This window comes from Pseudomonas sp. AN-1, from assembly GCF_034057115.1.
In the GTDB taxonomy this organism is placed as follows: Bacteria; Pseudomonadota; Gammaproteobacteria; order Pseudomonadales; family Pseudomonadaceae; genus Geopseudomonas.
Genome location: NZ_CP139195.1, coordinates 3,438,303 through 3,456,639, shown reverse-complemented (window position 1 = coordinate 3,456,639; position 18,337 = coordinate 3,438,303). Strand labels below are relative to the sequence as shown.

Sequence of the window (18,337 nt, the reverse complement as noted above, 5' to 3'; positions counted from 1 at the left end):
GTGGCTATAAAGAAGGCGCCGCGCCATCCCTCGGGATCACGCGGCGCCTCTAAAAAAATAAGCGCGACATTATGCAGATGGCAGGCTCGCTCGCCTAGAGCCTGCCGGCAGATTGTGGCCGGACGGCTCAGGCGCCCAGCTCGACGATCTCGTAGCCGTGGCTGATCTCCACCCCGCCGCGCTCCAGCATGATCGACGCCGAGCAGTACTTCTCCGCCGACAGCTCGACCGCGCGCTTGACCTGGGCCTCCTTGAGGCCGCGGCCCTTGACCACGAAGCGCAGGTGGATCCTGGTGAACACCTTCGGCTCGCTCTCGGCACGCTCGGCCTCGAGGAAGGCCTCGCAGCTCTCCACCGCCTGGCGCGACTTCTTGAGGATGCTGACCACATCGAAGCTGCTGCAGCCGCCGAGGCCGAGCAGCAGCATCTCCATCGGTCGCACGCCCAGGTTGCGCCCACCGTGCTCGGGCGGGCCGTCCATCACCACCACATGGCCGCTGCCCGACTCGCCAAGGAACATGGCCTCGCCGGCCCACTGGATGCGTGCTTTCATCAGCCTGACTCCGTGCTCGGATAAAAGGGCGACAGTCTACCATAGCCCCAGGGTGCGGCTCTTTCGTCGAGTCTGTGTGATAGGCAACGCAATTTTCGGTTATTGTCGGGGCGCCGGCTGTTAAGCTGCAGGCGTAATGCTGGCACACTCGCTGATCGGAATAACGGATCCAGATACGGCCCGGCACCTTCGGGCTCATTCTTCCACCTTTAGGGACCGGGCATGGTTGCAATCAGCCTTACACCAAAGCTCAAGAACCTCGACAAGCTGCTGGCGCACTGTCACCGCCGCCGCTACACCGCCAAGAGCACCATCATCTATGCGGGCGACCGCTGCGAAACCCTGTTCTTCATCATCAAGGGCTCGGTGACCATCCTCATCGAGGACGACGACGGTCGCGAGATGATCATCGCCTACCTCAACCCCGGCGACTTCTTCGGCGAGATGGGCCTGTTCGACCGCGAAGGCCACGAGCAGGAGCGTAGCGCCTGGGTACGCGCCAAGACCGAGTGCGAGGTGGCCGAGATCAGCTACGCCAAGTTCCGCGAGCTGACCCAGCAGGACCCGGAGATCCTCTACACCCTCGGCAGCCAGCTGGCCGACCGCCTGCGCAAGACCACCCGCAAAGTCGGCGACCTGGCCTTCCTCGACGTCACCGGCCGGGTGGCGCGCACCCTGCTCGAGCTGTGCAAGCAGCCCGACGCCATGACCCACCCCGACGGCATGCAGATCAAGATCACCCGCCAGGAAATCGGCCGCATCGTCGGCTGCTCGCGCGAGATGGTCGGCCGCGTGCTCAAGTCCCTCGAGGAGCAGGGCCTGGTCAGCGTCAAGGGCAAGACCATGGTGGTGTTCGGCACCCGCTGAAGCCATCCGCCCCGAACGAAAAGGCCGTCCCCAGGGACGGCCTTTTGCATTGCGCGCGACGGGTCAGCCCGGGAAGAACAGCCGGCGCAGCTCCTCGCCCGGCTCGGGCGCGCGCATGAACGCCTCGCCGACCAGGAAGCTCCAGACGTCGTGGCGCTCCATCAGCTCGACGTCGGCGCGGGCGAGGATGCCGCTCTCGGTGACCACCAGGCGGTCGGCCGGAATGCGCGGCAGCAGCTCCAGGGTGGTCTGCAGGCTGACCTCGAAGCTGTGCAGGTTGCGGTTGTTGATGCCGAGCAGCGGGGTATCCAGATGCGTGAGGGCGCGCTCCAGCTCCGCGCCGTCGTGCACCTCGACCAGCACGTCCAGGTCCTGCTCCCTAGCCACCTGGGCCAGCTCGACCAGCTGGCCGTCGTCCAGGCAGGCGGCGATCAGCAGCACGCAGTCGGCGCCGATGGCGCGCGCCTCGATCACCTGGTAGGGATCGATCAGGAAATCCTTGCGGATCACCGGCAGCGCGCAGGCGGCGCGCGCCTGCTGCAGGTAGGCGTTGGCGCCCTGGAAGAAGTCCACGTCGGTGAGCACCGACAGGCAGGTGGCGCCGCCGGCCTGGTAGCTGGCGGCGATCTGCGTCGGGTCGAAGTCGGCGCGGATCACCCCCTTGCTCGGCGAGGCCTTCTTCACCTCGGCGATCACCGCCGGCCGGCGCTGCGCCGCCTGCTGCTGCAGGGCGCGGGCGAAGCCGCGCGGCGCATCGGCGGCACGGGCGCGTGCCTCCTGCTCGGCCAGGCTGACTTGGGCACGGGCCTCGGCGACTTCCTCGACCTTGCGGGCGACGATCCTTTCCAGCACGGTCGGTACGCTCATGCCTGGTTCTCCACTTTGAACACGTTGGTGAACGACGCCAGCTCGTCCATCTTCTCGCGGGCCAGGCCGGTGTGCAGGGCGTCGTGGGCCAGCTGCACGCCTTCCTTGAGGCTGGTGGCGTGATCGGCGGCGTACAGCGCCGCGCCGGCGTTGAGGATGATCATGTCGGCGGCCTTCTGGCCCGCCTCGGTGCGGCGCCGGCCGAGCGCGTCGCGGATCAGCTCCAGCGACTGCGCTGCGCCCTCGACGTTGAGGCCGATCAGGCTCTGGCTCCTGATGCCGAAATCCTCCGGCTGGATCAGGTACTCGCTGACCACCCCGTCCTTGAGCTCGGCGACATGGGTCGGCGCGGCCAGGCTGACCTCGTCGAGGCCGTCCTGGGCATGCACCACCAGCACGTGCTGGCTGCCCAGGCGCTGCAGCACCTCGGCCAGCGGCCGGCACAGGGCCTTGGTGAACACGCCGAGCACCTGGTGGCGCACGCCGGCCGGGTTGGCCAGCGGCCCGAGCATGTTGAAGATGGTGCGCAGGCCCAGCTCGCGGCGCGCCGCGGCGGCGTGGCGCATGGCGCCGTGGTGGGCCGGGGCGAACATGAAGCCCACCCCCACGGTCTCGATGCAGCGCGCCACCTGCTCGGGGCTCAGGTCCAGGTAGATGCCCGCCGCCTCCAGCAGGTCGGCGCTGCCGCTCTTGCCGGACACCGCGCGGTTGCCGTGCTTGGCCACCTTGCCGCCGGCGGCGGCGACCACGAAGGCGGCCGCCGAGGAGACGTTGAAGATGTTCATGCCGTCGCCGCCGGTGCCGCAGGTGTCGACCAGCCGCTCGGCGTCGATGGTCACCGGCGCGGCCAGCTCGCGCATCACCTGCACGGCGCCGACGATCTCGTCGATGGTCTCGCTCTTCATGCGCAGGCCCATCAGGAAGGCGCCGATCTGCGCGTCGGTGCACTGGCCGGTCATGATCAGGCGCATCACGTCCTGCATCTCGGCGGTGGACAGGTCCAGCTGGTTGACCACCCGGTTGAGGGCTTCCTTGATGTCCATCAGCGCACGCCTCCGCTCTGCTTGAGGAAATTGGCCAGCAGCTCGTGGCCCTGCTGGGTGAGGATCGATTCGGGGTGGAACTGCACGCCCTCGACGTTCAGCGTCCGGTGGCGCAGGCCCATGATCTCGTCGACGCTGCCGTCCTCGAACTGGGTCCAGGCGGTGATCTCCAGGCAGTCCGGCAGGCTCTCGCGGCGCACCACCAGCGAGTGGTAGCGGGTCACGGTGAGCGGATTGGCCAGGCCTTCGAACACGCCCTGGTCCTGGTGGAACACCGGGCTGGTCTTGCCGTGCATGGCCACGCGGGCGCGCACCACCTCGCCGCCGAACGCCTGGCCGATGCTCTGGTGGCCGAGGCAGACACCGAGCAGCGGCAACTGGCCGGCGAACTCGCGGATCACCGCCAGCGACACGCCGGCCTCGTTGGGAGTGCAGGGGCCGGGGGAGACCACTATGCGCTCGGGATTCAGCGCGCGGATCTGCTCGACGCTCAGCTCGTCGTTGCGCACCACCTTAACCTCGGCGCCCAGCTCGCCGAAGTACTGCACCAGGTTGAAGGTGAAGGAGTCGTAGTTGTCGATCATCAGCAGCATGTCAGGTCCCCTTCACTCTGCACTTTGTTCGGCCAGGGCCACCGCGCGGAACATGGCGCGGCGCTTGTTGAGGGTTTCTTCCCACTCCAGGGCGGGCACCGAGTCGGCGACGATGCCGGCGCCGGCCTGCACGTGCAGCTCGCCGTCCTTGATCACCGCGGTGCGGATGGCGATGGCGGTGTCCATGTTGCCGTTCCACGCCAGGTAGCCCACCGCGCCGCCATAGACGCCGCGCTTGACCGGCTCCAGCTCGTCGATGATCTCCATGGCACGGATCTTCGGCGCCCCGGACAGGGTGCCGGCCGGCAGGATGGCGCGCAGCGCGTCCATCGCGCTGAGCTCGGGCTTCAGCTGGCCGGTGACGTTGGAGACGATGTGCATGACGTTGGAGTAGCGCTCGATGACCATCTGCTCGGTGACCTTCACCGAGCCGGTGGCGGAGACGCGGCCGACGTCGTTGCGGCCCAGGTCGATCAGCATCAGGTGCTCGGCCAGCTCCTTGCTGTCCGACAGCAGGTCCTTCTCCAGCGCCAGGTCGGCTTCCTCGCTCGCACCGCGCGGACGGGTGCCGGCGATCGGGCGCACGGTGACCAGGCCGTCCTCGACGCGCACCAGCACCTCCGGCGAGCTGCCGACCACGTGGAAGTCGCCGAAGTTGAAGAAGTACATGTACGGCGTCGGGTTGATGGTGCGCAGCGCGCGGTACAGGTCGATGGGCGCGGCCTGGAACGGGATCGACATGCGCTGGGAGATCACCACCTGCATGCAGTCGCCGGCGAGGATGTACTCCTTGATGGCGCGCACCGCGCTCTCGAAGTCGTCGTGGCTGAAGCTGGAGCGGAACGCCGGCTCCGGGCCGAGCGGCGCGGCCAGGTCGACGCCCAGGCGCGGGGTGATCGGCTGGCGCAGGCGCGCCATCAGCGCCTCGAGGCGGGCCAGGCCGGCTTCAAAGGCGCCCGCCTCGCTCGGATCGGCGAGGACGATGGCGTGCAGCTTGCCCGCCAGGTTGTCGAACACCACCACCGCATCGGAGACCATCAGCAGGATGTCCGGGGTGCCGATGGGGTCGGGATTGGGGCAGGCGCCGAGGCGCTGCTCGACGTAGCGCACGCTGTCGTAACCGAAGTAGCCGACCAGGCCGCCATTGAAACGCGGCAGGCCGGGCAGGGTCGGCACCTTGTAGCGCGCCTTGAACGCTTCGACGAAGGCCAGCGGGTCGGCGCAGTCGTGGGACTCGGTTTCCACGCCATCCACCGTCACCCGCGCCTGGTGGCCGTGCACGCGCAACACGGTGCGGCTCGGCAGGCCGATGATCGAGTAGCGGCCCCACTTCTCGCCCCCCTGCACCGATTCGAGCAGGTAGGAGTTGGGCGCGTCGGCCAGCTTCAGGTAGATGGACAGCGGGGTGTCGAAGTCGGCGAGGGTTTCGCGGGCGAGCGGGATGCGGTTGTAGCCGGCAGCGGCCAAACGCAGGAATTCTTCACGGGTCATGATCAGCCTCGGGGCCTGGAAAACGGTCGGGATGCAAAGCGCGCCGGCGAGCCGGCCAGGGACGATGTCAGGCGCGCCAGCGCCAGCGGGCCAGAGCCTTGATGACTTTCATCCACAGTTTGCAGGTGACCACCACGAATCTGATCTCTATCGGCGGGTTTGCTACGGGTAGAGCCGCACACTAGCGCAGCGTCCCCGGTGACGCAAGCAACACGGGACAGTCCGCAGGGTGGATCGCCACCCCGCGGGCCATGCGCAGACCTCAGAACAGCTCGCGCAGGTCGTCGATCACCCGCGCCGGGTTCTCCCGAGAGATCGGCTCGCCGTGGTTGTAGCCGTAGCTCAGCGCCACGCAGGTCACCCCGGCGGCATGGGCGGCACGCACGTCGTTGCGCGAGTCGCCGACGAACAGCGCCTCCGCCGCCGGCACGCCGGCCTGCTCCATCACCCACAGCAGCGCGGCCGGGTCGGGCTTCTGCTGCGGCAGGGTGTCGCCGCCGACCAGCCACCGGAAGTAGCCGTCGAGGCCCTTGTCGGCCAGCAGCTCGGGCAGGAAGCGCGACGGCTTGTTGGTGACCAGCGCCAGCGCCACGCCCGCCTCGCGCAGCCGGTCGAGGGTCTCGATTACCCCGGGGTAGACACGGGTCAGCGCGTGGTTGTCGGCGTAGGCCTCCAGGAACAGTGCCAGCGCCCGTTCGGCCAACGCCTCGTCGACGCCATCATGCTCGAGGCCGCCGGCCAGCGCGCGGCGCACCAGCACCCGCGCGCCGTTGCCGACCCACAGCCTCACCCGCTCGCGGCCGGCCGGCTCGCGGCCGAGGGCGGCGAGCGTGCAGTCGACCGCGGCGGCCAGGTCCGGCACCGAGTCGACCAGAGTACCGTCGAGGTCGAACATCGCCAGGCGCGGCAGGCGCCCGGCGAACAGCCCGTGCAGCAGGCCCATGGGCGCCGCCGTCATCCGTGGACCCTGGCCAGTTCGGCGCGCATGGCGTCGATCACCGCCTTGTAGTCGGGCTGGTTGAAGATCGCCGAGCCGGCGACGAAGGTGTCGGCGCCGGCGGCGGCGATCTCGCCGATGTTGTTCACGTTGACCCCGCCGTCGATCTCCAGGCGGATGTCGCGGCCGCTGGCGTCGATCAGCGCGCGCGCCTCACGCAGCTTGTCGAGGGTGCCGGGGATGAACCTCTGCCCGCCGAAGCCGGGGTTGACGCTCATCAGCAGGATCATGTCGACCTTGTCCATCACGTACTTCAGGCAGTCCAGCGGAGTGGCCGGATTGAACACCAGGCCGGCCTGGGCGCCGCCGTCCTTGATCAGCTGCAGGGAGCGGTCGATGTGCTCGCTGGCCTCGGGATGGAAGGTGATGTAGCTGGCGCCGGCCTCGAGGAAGTCGCCGATGATGCGGTCGACCGGCTTGACCATCAGGTGCACGTCGATCGGCGCGGTGATGCCGTACTTGCGCAGGGCGCTGCACACCATCGGGCCGATGGTCAGATTGGGCACGTAGTGGTTGTCCATCACGTCGAAGTGGACGATGTCGGCGCCGGCGGCGAGGACGTTGTCGACCTCCTCGCCCAGGCGGGCGAAATCGGCGGACAGGATCGACGGGGCGATGGCGAAGGGCTGCATGGGTACCTCGGGGCAGGAAGCCGGAAAAGGCGAAGTTTCCCGCTTCATCCCGCCCCGGGCAAGGCTTGCCGGACGACCACGCCGCCCGGCGCGCGCCTCACGAGCCCTTGCGCCAGGCGGCGAAGCGCTGCTCCAGGGCCGGGCCGTGCCGGCTCCAGAACTCGGCGTCCATGCCCACCGCGCCGGCGATGTTCTGTGCGGCGGTGGGCAGCTCGCCCGCCACCTGCGGGCTGAGCAGCGCCAGCGCCTGGCGGTTGGTCGGGCCGTAGGCGATGCGCTCGGCCAGCGCCTTCTGCTGCTGCGGCTGGCTGGCGAAGGCGACGAAGCGCCGCGCCAGCTCGCCCTTCCACACGCCCCTGGGCAGCGCCCAGTAGTCGAAGTCGTAGATGCTGCCGCCCCACACCAGCGCCAGCGGCTGCTCGGCACGGGCGGCGCTGACCCGGCCGTTGTAGGCGGCGCTCATCGCCACGCTGCCGTCGCGCAGGGCGCGGATCGGCTCCTCGCCGGTCTTCCACCAGCGGATGTGCGGCTTCAGTTCGTCGAGCTTGCGGAAGGCCCGCTCGACGCCCTCGGCGCTGCCCAGCACCCGGTAGACGTCGCGGGCCGCGACGCCGTCGGCCATCAGGGCGAACTCCAGGTTGTAGCGCGCGCCCTCGCGCAGGCCGCGCTTGCCGGGCAGGCGGCGGACGTCCCAGAAGTCAGCCCAGCCCTGCGGCGCCTGCGCCAGGCGCTGCGGGTCGTAGGCCAGGGCCATCGACCAGACGAAGATGCCGACCCCGCAGGGCTGCAGCGCACCGGGCACGAAGTCGTCCGGACTGCCCACCAGGCCGGGCTCGAGGCGCTCGAACAGGCCCTCCGCGCAGCCGCGCATCAGCTCGGGAGCCTCCACCTCGACCACGTCCCAGGAGACGTGGCTCTGCTCCAGCTGCTGCCTGAGCTTGGCGAGGTCACCGTTGTAGGCGCGGTACACCACCGCATCGCCGGTGGCCTGCTTGAACGGCTCGTAGAAGGCCCCACGCTGCGCCTCCTGGCTGGCGCCGCCGAAGGAAACCACCGTCACGTAGTCGGCCAGCGCCGGGGCCGCCGCTCCGAACAGGGCGGCCAGCAGGCCGCCCTTGCACAGCTCTCGCATCGTCACATTCCTTATGTCCATGCCGCGCCTCACTCCGGCAGCTGGGTGCGCAGGTTCTCGCTGCGTCCGCGCAGCCACTCGAGGGTCAGCAGCATCACCACCGAGAAGCCGATCAGCAGGGTGGCGGCGGCGGCGATGGTCGGGCTGAGGTTCTCGCGGATGCCGCTGAACATCTGCCGCGGGATGGTTGCCTGCTCGGGGCCGGCGAGGAACAGGGTCACCACCACCTCGTCGAACGAGGTGGCGAAGGCGAACAGCGCCCCCGAGATCACCCCCGGCGCGATCAGCGGCAGGGTGACGCGGAAGAACGCGGTCAGCGGCGGCGCGCCGAGGCTGGCGGCGGCGCGTACCAGGTTCTGGTTGAAGCCCTGCAGGGTGGCGGTCACGGTGATGATCACGAAGGGCACGCCGAGCACCGCGTGCACCAGGATCAGCGAGATGTAGCTGTTGCCCAGGCCCAGCGGGGCGAAGAACAGGTAGCTGGCCACCGCGACGATCACCACCGGCACCACCATCGGCGAGATCAGGATGCCCATCAGCAGGGCCTTGCCGCGGAACTCGCCGCGGGTCAGGCCGATCGACGCCAGGGTGCCGAAGGTCATGGCCAGCACGGTGGCGGCCGGGGCGATGATCAGGCTGTTCTTCAGCGCGCGCAGCCACTCGGCGGTGGTGAAGAACTCCTCGTACCAGCGCAGCGAGAAGCCCTGCAGCGGGTAGACCAGGAAGGTGCCGGAGTTGAACGACAGCGGCACTATGACCAGCACCGGCAGGATCAGGAACAGCAGGATCAGGCCGCAGAGGGTGCGCAGGCTGTAGTACCAGATCCGCTCGACGGGCGACATGTACGGGCTCAGCATGACGATTCTCCTCTCAACCCAGGCGCAGGCGGCCGGCGCCGACCAGCCAGTTGTAGATTGCGTAGAACAGCAGGGTGGCGGCCAGCAGCAGGCCGCCCAGGGCCGTGGCCATGCCCCAGTTGATGGTGGTGTTGGTGTAGAAGGCGACGAAGTAGCTGATCATCTGGTCGTTCGGGCTGCCCAGCAGCGCCGGGGTGATGTAGTAGCCGATCGACAGGATGAACACCAGCAGGCCGCCGGCGCCGACCCCGGCCAGGGTCTGCGGGAAGTACACGCGCCAGAAGCTGGCGAACGGATGGCAGCCGAGCGACACCGCGGCGCGCATGTAGGTCGGCGAGATGCCCTTCATCACGCTGTAGATCGGCAGGATCATGAACGGCAGCATGATGTGCACCATCGAGATGTACACGCCGGTGCGGTTGAACACCAGCTGCAGCGGCTCGTCGATGATGCCGAGCGCCTGCAGCGTGCCGTTGATCAGGCCGCCCGACTGCAGCAGCACGATCCACGCGGCGACGCGCACCAGGATCGAGGTCCAGAACGGCAGCAGCACCAGGATCATCAGCAGGTTGCTCTGCCGCGCCGGCAGGTTGGCCAGCAGGTAGGCCAGCGGATAGGCCAGCACCAGGCAGATGACGGTGATCACCAGGCCCATCCAGAAGGTGCGGGCGAAGATCTCCAGGTAGATCGCCTGGTCGGGGGTGGCCGGGGCCAGCTCGCCCAGCTCGTCGATGCGGTGGTCGAGGGCGGCCAGCAGGTAGTAGGCGGTGGTACCGCTGGCGTTGCGCTGGATCGCCTGCCAGTAGGCCGGATCGCCCCAGCGCTCGTCGATGCGCTCCAGCGCCTCGCGCCAGGAGACCGGCTCGGCGGCCAGCGGCAGCTGGCGGGCGGTCTTCGACAGCAGGCTGCGATAGCCCGACAGCTCCATGTTCAGGCGCTTGGACAGGTCGCCGAGCAGCTGCTGCTTGCGGGCGACCGGCAGCTCCTCGCCGAGGGCGCGGTAGACCGGCTCCGGCGGCAGGCCGTGGCCGTCCCAGGATTCGATGGCCGCCACCGTGCGCGGCAGGGCGCCGACCACCTCGGGGTTGTCGACGCTGCGCCAGAGCAGCGCGCCGATCGGCACCAGGAAGGTCAGCAGGAGAAACGCCAGCAGCGGCAGGATCAGCACCTGCGACTTCAGGCGGTTGAGCCGCTCGGCGCGCGCCAGGCGCTGCTTGAGGGGGAGGCCGGCGACCTCATTGGGGACGGACACTGCGCTAGCCATGGCCATGTTCAACTCCGGACAGAAGGCCGCCGCCGGCGGCCGGGCAAGACGGCGGGATGCTTCCCGCGGACGGGACGGCGCAGCGCCGTCCCGCCGAGGCTGTTACTTGGCGGCCCAGGCGTTGAAGCGCTGTTCCAGCTGCTCGCCGTAGTCGGCCCAGAAGGTCACGTCGATGGCCACCTGGTTGGCGATGTTCTCCGGAGTGGTCGGCATCAGCCCGAGACGCTCCTTGGGCAGCAGGTCGATGGCCTTCTTGTTGGCCGGACCGTAGGCGATGTTCTCCGCGTAGGCCTTCTGCTGCTCGGGCTTGACCGAGAAGGCGATGAACTCGCGGGCGGCCTGCTGATCCTTGGCGCCCTTGGGGATGGCCCAGGCGTCGAAGTCGTAGATGCCACCGTCCCAGACCATCTTGAGATTGCTCTCGCCCTGCACCGCGGCGATGCGGCCGTTGTACGCCGAGCTCATCACCACGTCGCCGGAGGCGAGGTACTGCGGCGGCTGGGCGCCGGCTTCCCACCACTGGATGTGCGGCTTGAGCTGGTCGAGCTTCTTGAATGCACGGTCGACGCCCTCGTCGGTGGCCAGCACCTTGTAGACCTCTTTCGGCGCCACGCCGTCGGCCATCAGGGCGAATTCCAGGGTGTACTTGGCGCCCTTGCGCAGGCCGCGCTTGCCGGGGAATTTCTGCACGTCCCAGAAGTCCGCCCAGCTGGTCGGCGCGGTCTTCAGCTTGTCGGCGTTGTAGGCCAGCACGGTGGACCAGACGAAGAAGCCGACGCCGCACGGCTGGATGGCGCCGTCGATGTAGTCCGAGGCCGGGCCGAACTGCGCCGGATCGAGTTCCTCGAACAGCCCCTCGTCGCAGCCGCGCGCCAGTTCCGGCGACTCCACCTCGACCAGGTTCCAGCTCACGCTGCCGGTATCGACCATCGCCTTGACCTTGGCCATCTCGCCGTTGTACTCGCCGGCGATGACCTTGTGCCCGCTGGCCTTCTCGAAGGGCTCGTAGAACGCCTTGACCTGCGCCTGCTTGTTGGCGCCGCCGAAGGAGATGGTGGTCAGATCGGCCGCCACGGCCGACAGGGTGCAACCCAGGCCCAGGGTCAGGGCCGCGAACCTCAGGGATTTCGACATTTATTCTTCTCCAGGATGCTGCGTTTGGGGGTACTTGCCACTATCGGGCCGCGATCCTTATTCCGCGCTCAGCGGATCGAGGGCGCGGACATGTTCGACCTGCCAGCCGAGCGGCACCACGTCGCCCACCGCCAGCGCGGGGTCGAGTTCGGCGATCGGCTGCTTGACGAAGAAGTTGTTCTGCCCGGCCACCTCCAAGCGCACGCGCACGTGGTCGCCCAGGTAGATGAACTCGGCGACCCGGCCGGAGAAGCGGTTGTCGCAGCCGCTGCTGTGGCCGTTGATGCGCACCCGCTCGGGGCGCACCGACAGGCTGACCAGCTCGCCCGGCTGGCCGACGCGCACCGCCAGCGCCTCGACCTGCTCGCCGCGCGGCAGCTCGACCACGCAGCGCTCGCCGTCGCGGCGCACCAGGCGGCCGTTGATGCGGTTGTTCTCGCCGATGAAGTTGGCGACGAAGGCGTTGCACGGCTCCTCGTACAGCTCGCGCGGCGGGGCGATCTGCTGGATCTCGCCCTGGTGGAACACCGCCACGCGGTCGGACATGGTCAGCGCCTCGCCCTGGTCGTGGGTGACGTAGACCACGGTGACGCCCAGGCGCTGGTGCAGGTGCTTGATCTCCATCTGCATGTGTTCGCGCAGCTGCTTGTCGAGCGCGCCGAGCGGCTCGTCCATCAGCACCAGCTGCGGCTCGAACACCAGGGCGCGGGCCAGCGCCACGCGCTGCTGCTGGCCGCCGGACATCTGCCCCGGGTAGCGCCCGGCCAGCGCCTCCAGCTGCACCATGCTCAGCGCGCGCTTGACCCGCTCGGCGATGTCGGCCTTGCCCATGCCGCGCACGCTGAGCGGGAAGGCGAGGTTCTCGGCCACGGTCATGTGCGGGAACAGGGCGTAGTTCTGGAACACCATGCCGATGTCGCGCTTGTGCGGCGGCAGCTTGTTGATCGCCCGGCCGCCGAGGAGGATCTCGCCGGCGGTGGGGGTCTCGAAGCCGGCCAGCATCATCAGGCTGGTGGTCTTGCCCGAACCGGACGGCCCGAGCAGGGTGAGGAATTCGCCCTTGCGAATGTCCAGATTGAGATCTTTGACGATCAGGTTCTCGCCGTCGTAGCTCTTCTGCACGCTACGGAAGCTGACCAGGATGTCGTTGCCTTGCGTCTCGGCCATGACCGCACCTGTAGGACTGGGTGGACTATGGCTACAGCGTAGGCAGGTGCCGGCGGCGGGCAAATCGGCGGGCAGGACGACATCGGCTAGGCCCGCCGGAAGATGTTCTGTAGGGATTGCCCTACACGGGTAGCGGTTCCATGCGCCCCCGCGCAGGCGTCAGACCAGCTTGTGCTCCATGGCGTAGCGCACCAGGTCGGCCACCGAGTGGGCGTCGAGCTTCTGCATCAGCCGCGCCTTGTGGGTGCTCACCGTCTTGCTGCTGACCGACAGCTGCTGGGCGATCTCGTTGACGCCCTCGCCGCGCACCAGGCGCTCGAACACCGAGAACTCGCGCTCGGAAAGCAGCGCGTGGGGCGGCCGCGAGTCGGTCAGGCCGACCTCGAAGACCATGCGGTCGGCCAGCGCCGGGTCGATGTAGCGGCCGCCGCCGGCGACCTTGCGGATCGCGGTGAGCAGCAGCGCCGGATCGCTGTCCTTGGTGGCATAGCCGGCGGCGCCGATCTTCAGCGCGCGGGCGGCCATCTGCGCCTCGTCGTGCATCGACAGCACGAGGATCGCCGGCGGGTTGCTCAGCGCGCGGATCCGCGGGATCGCCTCGAGGCCGTTGACCCCGGGCATGGAGATGTCGAGGAGGACCACCTCGCAGGGCGTCTGGCGGAGGATCTCCAGCAGTTGCTGGCCGTTGCCGGCCTCGCCGGCCACCGTCAGGTCCCTGGCCATGCCGATCAGCTGCTTGATGCCCTCGCGGACGATGGTGTGGTCTTCGGCCACCAGTACCCGAATCATGCCGTCTCCTTATCCTCCCGGTCGAGGGGAACCCTCACGTACAGGGTAGTGCCCTGCCCCGGGGTGCTGTCCAGCCGCAGGCTGCCGCCGAACATGGCGACCCGCTCGCGCATGCCGACCAGGCCGAACGAGCCGCTGCGCACCTGCGCCGGATCGAAGCCCGCGCCGTCATCGGCGATGCACAGCTGCAGCTCGCCGGCCTCGCGGCTGAGGCGGATCTCCACGCTGTGCGCCTGGGCATGGCGCATGATGTTGGTCAGCGCCTCCTGCAGCACGCGGAACAGCCCGGTGGCCTTACCCTCGCCGAGCGCCGGCAGCTGTTCGGGCACCTCGACCAGGCAGGGGATGCCGGTGCGCGCCTCGAAGCGCCGCGCCTGCCACTCGATGGCCGAGGCGATGCCGGCGTCGAGGATCGGCGGGCGCAGCGCGGTGGCCACGTCGCGCACCACCTGGAACAGCTGGGCGAGCAGCTTGCTCATGTGCTGCAGGCGCTGGCGCAGGTCGGCGTCGCCTTCGCCATGGGCCAGTTGGCACATGGAGAGTTCCAGCTTGAGCACGGTGAGCATCTGCCCCAGCTCGTCGTGCACCTCGCGGGCGATGCGCGCCTTCTCCTCCTCGCGCACGCTCTCCAGGTGCGCCGCCAGCTCGCGCAGCTGGGCCTGCGACTCGGCCAGCGCCAGCTCGGTGCGCTTGAGTTCGCTGATGTCCCAGACCATGCCGTCCCACACCACCCGGCCGGCCTCCAGGCGCCGCGCGGTGGCCTTGATGTCGACCCAGATCGGCGTGCCGTCGCGGGTCAGCAGGCGGCCCTGCCAGCGCCAGTCGTCGTCGGCCGCCAGCGCCGCCTGCTGGCTGCTCCAGTAGTGCTCGCGCTCGTCGGGGTGGACCAGGCTGCGGATGCCGCGCTCGGGCTCGAGCAGGGTCGCCGCCGGGTAGCCGACCAGCCCGGCGCTGCCCTCGCCGATGAACGCGATGTGCACCTCGGCGCCCGGCGCGGCTCGCTCCAGGCGGAACAGCAGGCCGGGCACGTTGCCGGCGATGCCCTTCAGACGCGCCTCGCTCTCCTCGAGGGCGGCGCGGGCGCGGCGCCGCTCGGTGACGTCGGTGAGATAGATCACCAGGTATTCGGTGTCGCGAAAACGCAGGAAGCTGAGCGACAGGTCCACCGGCAGCCACTCGCCGTCGGCGCAGCGGCAGCGGGTCTCGAAGGCCAGCGCCTCGTCGCTGGCGCGGGCGCGCTTCCACAGCGCCAGCCAGCGATCCATGTCGAGGTTCGGCGCCAGCTCGCTCAGCGGCCGCTCGACCAGGCCCCTGGCCGGGTAGCCGAGCAGCTGCTCGGCGGCGCGGTTGGCGTAGCGCAGGTGGCTGTCCCAGTTGACCCAGAGGATGCCGACGGTGCTGTGGTCGATGGAGAACTGGGCCAGGCGCAGCGCCTGCTCGGCCGACTCGCGCAGGCTCAGGTCGTGGCGGGCGACGGCCAGACGCAGCTCCAGCTCGTCGTGCTGGCGCCGCAGCCACCAGGCCGCGCCGAGCACCGCCAGCAGCAGCAGGCCGAGCAGCAGGGCCAGGCTGCGCCAGAAGCCGGCCGACTCGCCGAGACTCGTCACCGGCGGCTGCAGCCAGCGCCGCTGCACGGCCTCCAGCTCGGCGGCGGGCAGCGCGCGCAGGGCCCGGTCGATCAGCCCGGCCAGTTCCGGCAGGTCGGGGCGCACGGCGACGCGCAGCAGCAGCGGATAGCCGACCTCGCCGAGCACCGCCAGCGCGGCGAACTCGACTTCGCCGTGCAGACGGCTGTACTGCGCCTCGTCGAGCACCGCATAGCTCGCCTCGCCGGCCAGCACCTGGCGCAGCGCCTGGCGCTCGGAGCTGGCCGGGCGCAGCTCGAGGCTGCTGTGGCTGCTGCGCAGGAAGCGCTGCACCGGGCTGCCTTCGCGCACCGCCACCGGCTCGCCGCGCCCCAGGCGGTCGAGGCGGACCGCCGCGGCGCCGCTGCGCTCGCCGACGACCAGGTGCGGAATGCGCAGGTAGGGATCGGAGTAGCGCCACAGGCGCAGGCCGGCCGGGGTCTGCTGCAGGCCGGGGGCCAGTTCGATCTCGCCGCGCTGCAGCGCCGCCTCCAGCGCGGCCTGGTCGGGATAGGCATGCCAGTTCAGGTCCACGCCGAGGCGGCTGGCGAGCGCGCCCATCAGCTCGACATGGGCGCCGACCAGCTGCTGCTGGCGCTGGCGCCGCTCGAACTGGGCGTAGGGCGCCTGCAGCACGACGCCGACCTGCAGCCGCGGATGATCGGCCAGCCACTGGCGCTGCGCCGCATCCACCGCCAGCGCCGCCGGCTCGGCACGTACCGGCAGCGTCAGGCAGAGGCCGAGCAGCAGCATCGCGGATGTCAGGCAGCGAACCAGGTGGGCGGAAAGGGGCATGGCGAAGACTCCGTAGGCCGGGCACTGCGCACGGTCCGCCGCCAGCCTATCCCATCGGCCTGCGCCGCTACAGGGCTCAGCGCAGACCGTGGCGGGCGCGCACCAGCTCCCAGGCCGCCTGCAGGCGATGGCTCTGCTCGGTGGCCGCGGCCAGGCGCACCGGATCGGCGCGGCCGAGCTTGTCCGGATGGTGGCGGCTGCGCAGGCGCCGGTAGGCCTGGCGGATGGCCGCCGGCGGCGTGTCGGGGGTGACGCCGAGCAGGTCCAGCGCCGTGCGGTAGGCGTCGTCGCGGCGGACCAGCGGCAGGCCGCGCCCCAGCGCCTGGTTCTCCAGCGCCGCCAGCTGCGCCGCCGGACAGCCGAGCTGCGCCGCCCACACGCCGAGCAGGGCGCGCGCCGCCGGGGCGCAGCAGTCGCCGGCCCAGGCCATGCGCCAGGCGGCGCGCAGCACGGTGTCGACGCGCGCCGGACGCTGGCGCAGCCCCGCCAGGATGGTCTCGACGCGCGCGCCGCGACGGCCGCGCTCGAAGGCCAGCAGCGCGGCCGTCTCGGCCAGCCCGGCGCGCTGCGCCTCGCGGCGCAGCTGGCGGCGCTGGGCCACGGCGGCATGCGGGTTGGCCGCGGCCAGGCGGCCGAGCATCTGCATCAGGCGCAGGGCGTCGAGGGTGTCGTGGCCGTGGCCGGCCAGGCGCTCGCGCAGGTCCTCCCAGTCGTGCAGCTGCAGGCGACGGTCCAGCCAGTGGCCAAGCAGGCCGCCGAGCAGCGCGCCCGGCACGCTAGCCAGCACGAAGCCGGCCATGCCGCCCAGTGCGCTGGCCGGCCACAGCATCAGGGGCGCTCCGCCAGCAGGCGCTCGACCTCGTCCAGCCGCTCGCGGGTGCCGACGTCCACCCAGCGGCCGCGGAAGTGCTCGCCGCTGACCTGGCCGAGCGCCATGGCGTCGAGCAGCAGCGGCGCCAGCTTGAACGCTCCCGGCCGGCAGCCGGCGAACAGCGCCGGGTCGAGCACGGCGATGCCGCTGTAGGTCAGTCCGGGCTGCGCGCCGCGGGCGCTGACCCGTCCCTCCTGCAGGCGGAAGTCGCCCTCGGGGTGGTGCGCCGGGTTGTCGACCAGCACCAGATGGGCCAACCCGTCATGGGCCTGCCCCGCCAGCGGGCGGCGCAGGTCGGCGAAGGCGTAGTCGGTCCAGATGTCGCCGTTGACCAGCAGGAAGGGCGCCGCGCCGAGCAGCGGCAGGGCGCGGTGGATGCCGCCGCCGGTCTCCAGCGGCTCGCCCTCGGCGGAGAAGGCGATGGACACGCCGAAGCGCGCGCCGTCGCCCAGGTAGTCCTCGATCTGCTGGCCGAGCCAGGCATGGTTGATCACCAGCTCGGTGAAGCCGGCGGCGGCCAGGGCGCGGATGTGGTGCTCGATCAGCGGCATGCCGCCGACCGGCAGCAGCGGCTTGGGGGTGTGCAGGGTCAGCGGGCGCATGCGCTCGCCCTTGCCGGCGGCGAGGATCATCGCCTTCATGCCGCGGGCTCCTTGGGCAGGCCGGCGAGCAGCGCGCCGAGCGGCGCCAGTTCGGGGCGGCGGGCGATCACCGTGTCGAGGTAGGCGAAGAAGCGCGGCACGTCGCCGAGGTATTTCGGCTTGCCGTCGCGGTGGCAGATGCGCGCGAAGATGCCGATCACCTTGAGGTGGCGCTGCGCGCCCATCAGGTCGCTGGCGCGCCGGAGCTCGGCGAAGCTCTCCGGCAGCGGGATGCCCGCCTCGCCCGCCAGCTGCCAGTAGCGGCGCAGCCAGGCCTCGACGCGCGCCTCGGGCCAGCTGAGGAAGGCGTCCTTGAACAGGCAGGTGACGTCGTAGCTGACCGGGCCGAACACCGCGTCCTGGAAGTCCAGCACGCCGGGGTTGGGAGTGCTGAGCATCAGGTTGCGCGGCATGTAGTCGCGATGTACCAGCACCCGCGGCTGGGCCAGGGCACTCTGCACCAGCAGGTCGCAGGTCGCCTGCCAGGCCGCCAGCGCCTCGCCTTCGAGGGTCACGCCGAGGTGCCGGGCCAGGTACCAGTCGGGGAACAGCTGCAGCTCGCGGCGCAGCAGCGCCTCGTCGTAGGCGGGCAGCTGGCCCTCCACCGGCAGGCGCTGGAAGGCCACCAGCGCCTGCAGGGCATCCTCGAACAGGGCGTCGGCGTTGTCCTCGCCGATCACTTCCAGGTAGGTCTGCCGGCCGAGGTCGGGCAGCAGCAGGAAGCCCTGCGCCAGATCGCCGGCGAGGATCTCCGGCACGTGCACGCCGGCCTGGGCGAGCAGGCCGGCGACCCTGACGAACGGGCGGCAGTCCTCCTGCGGCGGCGGTGCATCCATGACGATCAGGCTGCGCGCGCCGTCTTCCCAGCGGAAGTAGCGGCGGAAGCTGGCATCGCTGCTCGCCGGCGTCAGGCTGGCCGGCCCCGGCACGCCCCAGCCGCGCGCGGCGAACACTTCGGGCAGGCACCCGTCCAGCCAGGCTTTCAGGCTTTCCAATCGACTATCCACGGACATCCAGGG

At 70.2% G+C, this 18,337-nt stretch carries 18 protein-coding genes; 1 reads left to right on the top strand and 17 read right to left on the bottom strand.

Going from position 1 to position 18,337, the window contains the following annotated elements:
- Nucleotides 1-127 precede the first annotated feature (127 nt).
- A complete protein-coding gene (locus tag SK095_RS16290; protein ID WP_136489559.1) occupies nucleotides 128-553 on the bottom strand; it encodes an OsmC family protein in 426 nt (141 codons plus the stop codon).
- 222 nt (nucleotides 554-775) lie between these two features.
- Here SK095_RS16290 and crp point away from each other — a divergent pair, with 222 nt between their 5' ends.
- The gene (crp, locus tag SK095_RS16285) at nucleotides 776-1,420 is read left to right on the top strand and encodes a cAMP-activated global transcriptional regulator CRP (protein WP_136489560.1); all 645 of its coding nucleotides are present in this window, start codon (nucleotides 776-778) and stop codon (nucleotides 1,418-1,420) included.
- 63 nt (nucleotides 1,421-1,483) lie between these two features.
- On the opposite strand, the gene trpC is transcribed toward crp, so the two are convergent.
- The 16 genes from trpC to SK095_RS16205 all read right to left on the bottom strand — a co-directional run bounded on the left by trpC (nucleotide 1,484) and on the right by SK095_RS16205 (nucleotide 18,331).
- A complete protein-coding gene (gene trpC / locus SK095_RS16280; protein ID WP_320546855.1) occupies nucleotides 1,484-2,287 on the bottom strand; it encodes an indole-3-glycerol phosphate synthase TrpC in 804 nt (267 codons plus the stop codon).
- Complete coding sequence (gene trpD / locus SK095_RS16275) at nucleotides 2,284-3,330, bottom strand: anthranilate phosphoribosyltransferase (RefSeq protein WP_201487229.1); 1,047 nt, start codon at nucleotides 3,328-3,330, stop codon at nucleotides 2,284-2,286. The genes trpC and trpD overlap by 4 nt, the downstream gene beginning before the upstream one ends.
- Nucleotides 3,330-3,923 (bottom strand): aminodeoxychorismate/anthranilate synthase component II, encoded by a 594-nt coding sequence (locus tag SK095_RS16270; RefSeq protein ID WP_320546854.1) that lies wholly within the window; start codon nucleotides 3,921-3,923, stop codon nucleotides 3,330-3,332. Before SK095_RS16270 ends, trpD begins: the two co-directional genes overlap by 1 nt.
- Nucleotides 3,924-3,935: 12 nt before the next feature.
- Complete coding sequence (gene trpE, locus SK095_RS16265; RefSeq protein ID WP_320546853.1) at nucleotides 3,936-5,414, bottom strand: anthranilate synthase component I; 1,479 nt, start codon at nucleotides 5,412-5,414, stop codon at nucleotides 3,936-3,938.
- Between the two features lie 262 nt (nucleotides 5,415-5,676).
- Nucleotides 5,677-6,357, bottom strand: coding sequence for a phosphoglycolate phosphatase (locus tag SK095_RS16260; RefSeq protein ID WP_320546852.1), 681 nt, complete (start codon nucleotides 6,355-6,357; stop codon nucleotides 5,677-5,679).
- 11 nt (nucleotides 6,358-6,368) lie between these two features.
- Nucleotides 6,369-7,043: a ribulose-phosphate 3-epimerase gene (gene rpe, locus SK095_RS16255; RefSeq protein WP_320546851.1), complete on the bottom strand. Its 675-nt coding sequence runs from the start codon at nucleotides 7,041-7,043 to the stop codon at nucleotides 6,369-6,371.
- Between the two features lie 97 nt (nucleotides 7,044-7,140).
- Complete coding sequence (locus SK095_RS16250; RefSeq protein WP_320546850.1) at nucleotides 7,141-8,175, bottom strand: ABC transporter substrate-binding protein; 1,035 nt, start codon at nucleotides 8,173-8,175, stop codon at nucleotides 7,141-7,143.
- A gap of 29 nt (nucleotides 8,176-8,204) precedes the next feature.
- Entirely contained in the window at nucleotides 8,205-9,032 is an 828-nt protein-coding gene (locus tag SK095_RS16245; RefSeq protein WP_201487234.1) for an ABC transporter permease, read from the bottom strand.
- 13 nt (nucleotides 9,033-9,045) lie between these two features.
- A complete protein-coding gene (locus SK095_RS16240; protein WP_136489594.1) occupies nucleotides 9,046-10,296 on the bottom strand; it encodes an ABC transporter permease in 1,251 nt (416 codons plus the stop codon).
- Between the two features lie 102 nt (nucleotides 10,297-10,398).
- A complete protein-coding gene (locus tag SK095_RS16235) occupies nucleotides 10,399-11,430 on the bottom strand; it encodes an ABC transporter substrate-binding protein (protein WP_201487235.1) in 1,032 nt (343 codons plus the stop codon).
- A 57-nt stretch (nucleotides 11,431-11,487) separates the two neighbouring features.
- Nucleotides 11,488-12,597 (bottom strand): ABC transporter ATP-binding protein, encoded by a 1,110-nt coding sequence (locus SK095_RS16230; RefSeq protein WP_136489590.1) that lies wholly within the window; start codon nucleotides 12,595-12,597, stop codon nucleotides 11,488-11,490.
- 159 nt (nucleotides 12,598-12,756) lie between these two features.
- Entirely contained in the window at nucleotides 12,757-13,386 is a 630-nt protein-coding gene (locus SK095_RS16225) for a response regulator transcription factor (protein ID WP_136489591.1), read from the bottom strand.
- Complete coding sequence (locus SK095_RS16220) at nucleotides 13,383-15,806, bottom strand: PAS domain S-box protein (protein WP_320546849.1); 2,424 nt, start codon at nucleotides 15,804-15,806, stop codon at nucleotides 13,383-13,385. Before SK095_RS16220 ends, SK095_RS16225 begins: the two co-directional genes overlap by 4 nt.
- Nucleotides 15,807-15,882: 76 nt before the next feature.
- The gene (locus SK095_RS16215; RefSeq protein WP_320546848.1) at nucleotides 15,883-16,635 is read right to left on the bottom strand and encodes a DnaJ domain-containing protein; all 753 of its coding nucleotides are present in this window, start codon (nucleotides 16,633-16,635) and stop codon (nucleotides 15,883-15,885) included.
- Nucleotides 16,635-17,318, bottom strand: coding sequence for an N-acetylmuramate alpha-1-phosphate uridylyltransferase MurU (gene murU / locus SK095_RS16210; protein ID WP_320546847.1), 684 nt, complete (start codon nucleotides 17,316-17,318; stop codon nucleotides 16,635-16,637). The genes SK095_RS16215 and murU overlap by 1 nt, the downstream gene beginning before the upstream one ends.
- Nucleotides 17,315-18,331: an aminoglycoside phosphotransferase family protein gene (locus tag SK095_RS16205; RefSeq protein ID WP_320546846.1), complete on the bottom strand. Its 1,017-nt coding sequence runs from the start codon at nucleotides 18,329-18,331 to the stop codon at nucleotides 17,315-17,317. The genes murU and SK095_RS16205 overlap by 4 nt, the downstream gene beginning before the upstream one ends.
- Between the last annotated feature and the right edge of the window lie 6 nt (nucleotides 18,332-18,337).

Bases quoted from the DNA above. Each gene is read 5' to 3' on its own strand.
- SK095_RS16245 (WP_201487234.1), bottom strand. From the start codon at position 9,032: ATGCTGAGCCCGTACATGTCGCCCGTCGAGCGGATCTGGTACTACAGC.
- SK095_RS16220 (WP_320546849.1), bottom strand. From the start codon at position 15,806: ATGCCCCTTTCCGCCCACCTGGTTCGCTGCCTGACATCCGCGATGCTG.
- trpD (WP_201487229.1), bottom strand. From the start codon at position 3,330: ATGGACATCAAGGAAGCCCTCAACCGGGTGGTCAACCAGCTGGACCTG.
- rpe (WP_320546851.1), bottom strand. From the start codon at position 7,043: ATGCAGCCCTTCGCCATCGCCCCGTCGATCCTGTCCGCCGATTTCGCC.
- SK095_RS16240 (WP_136489594.1), bottom strand. From the start codon at position 10,296: ATGGCTAGCGCAGTGTCCGTCCCCAATGAGGTCGCCGGCCTCCCCCTC.
- trpC (WP_320546855.1), bottom strand. From the start codon at position 2,287: ATGAGCGTACCGACCGTGCTGGAAAGGATCGTCGCCCGCAAGGTCGAG.
- SK095_RS16290 (WP_136489559.1), bottom strand. From the start codon at position 553: ATGAAAGCACGCATCCAGTGGGCCGGCGAGGCCATGTTCCTTGGCGAG.
- SK095_RS16225 (WP_136489591.1), bottom strand. From the start codon at position 13,386: ATGATTCGGGTACTGGTGGCCGAAGACCACACCATCGTCCGCGAGGGC.
- SK095_RS16235 (WP_201487235.1), bottom strand. From the start codon at position 11,430: ATGTCGAAATCCCTGAGGTTCGCGGCCCTGACCCTGGGCCTGGGTTGC.
- crp (WP_136489560.1), top strand. From the start codon at position 776: ATGGTTGCAATCAGCCTTACACCAAAGCTCAAGAACCTCGACAAGCTG.
- SK095_RS16250 (WP_320546850.1), bottom strand. From the start codon at position 8,175: ATGCGAGAGCTGTGCAAGGGCGGCCTGCTGGCCGCCCTGTTCGGAGCG.
- SK095_RS16205 (WP_320546846.1), bottom strand. From the start codon at position 18,331: ATGTCCGTGGATAGTCGATTGGAAAGCCTGAAAGCCTGGCTGGACGGG.
- trpE (WP_320546853.1), bottom strand. From the start codon at position 5,414: ATGACCCGTGAAGAATTCCTGCGTTTGGCCGCTGCCGGCTACAACCGC.
- SK095_RS16260 (WP_320546852.1), bottom strand. From the start codon at position 6,357: ATGGGCCTGCTGCACGGGCTGTTCGCCGGGCGCCTGCCGCGCCTGGCG.
- SK095_RS16230 (WP_136489590.1), bottom strand. From the start codon at position 12,597: ATGGCCGAGACGCAAGGCAACGACATCCTGGTCAGCTTCCGTAGCGTG.
- SK095_RS16270 (WP_320546854.1), bottom strand. From the start codon at position 3,923: ATGCTGCTGATGATCGACAACTACGACTCCTTCACCTTCAACCTGGTG.
- murU (WP_320546847.1), bottom strand. From the start codon at position 17,318: ATGAAGGCGATGATCCTCGCCGCCGGCAAGGGCGAGCGCATGCGCCCG.
- SK095_RS16215 (WP_320546848.1), bottom strand. From the start codon at position 16,635: ATGCTGTGGCCGGCCAGCGCACTGGGCGGCATGGCCGGCTTCGTGCTG.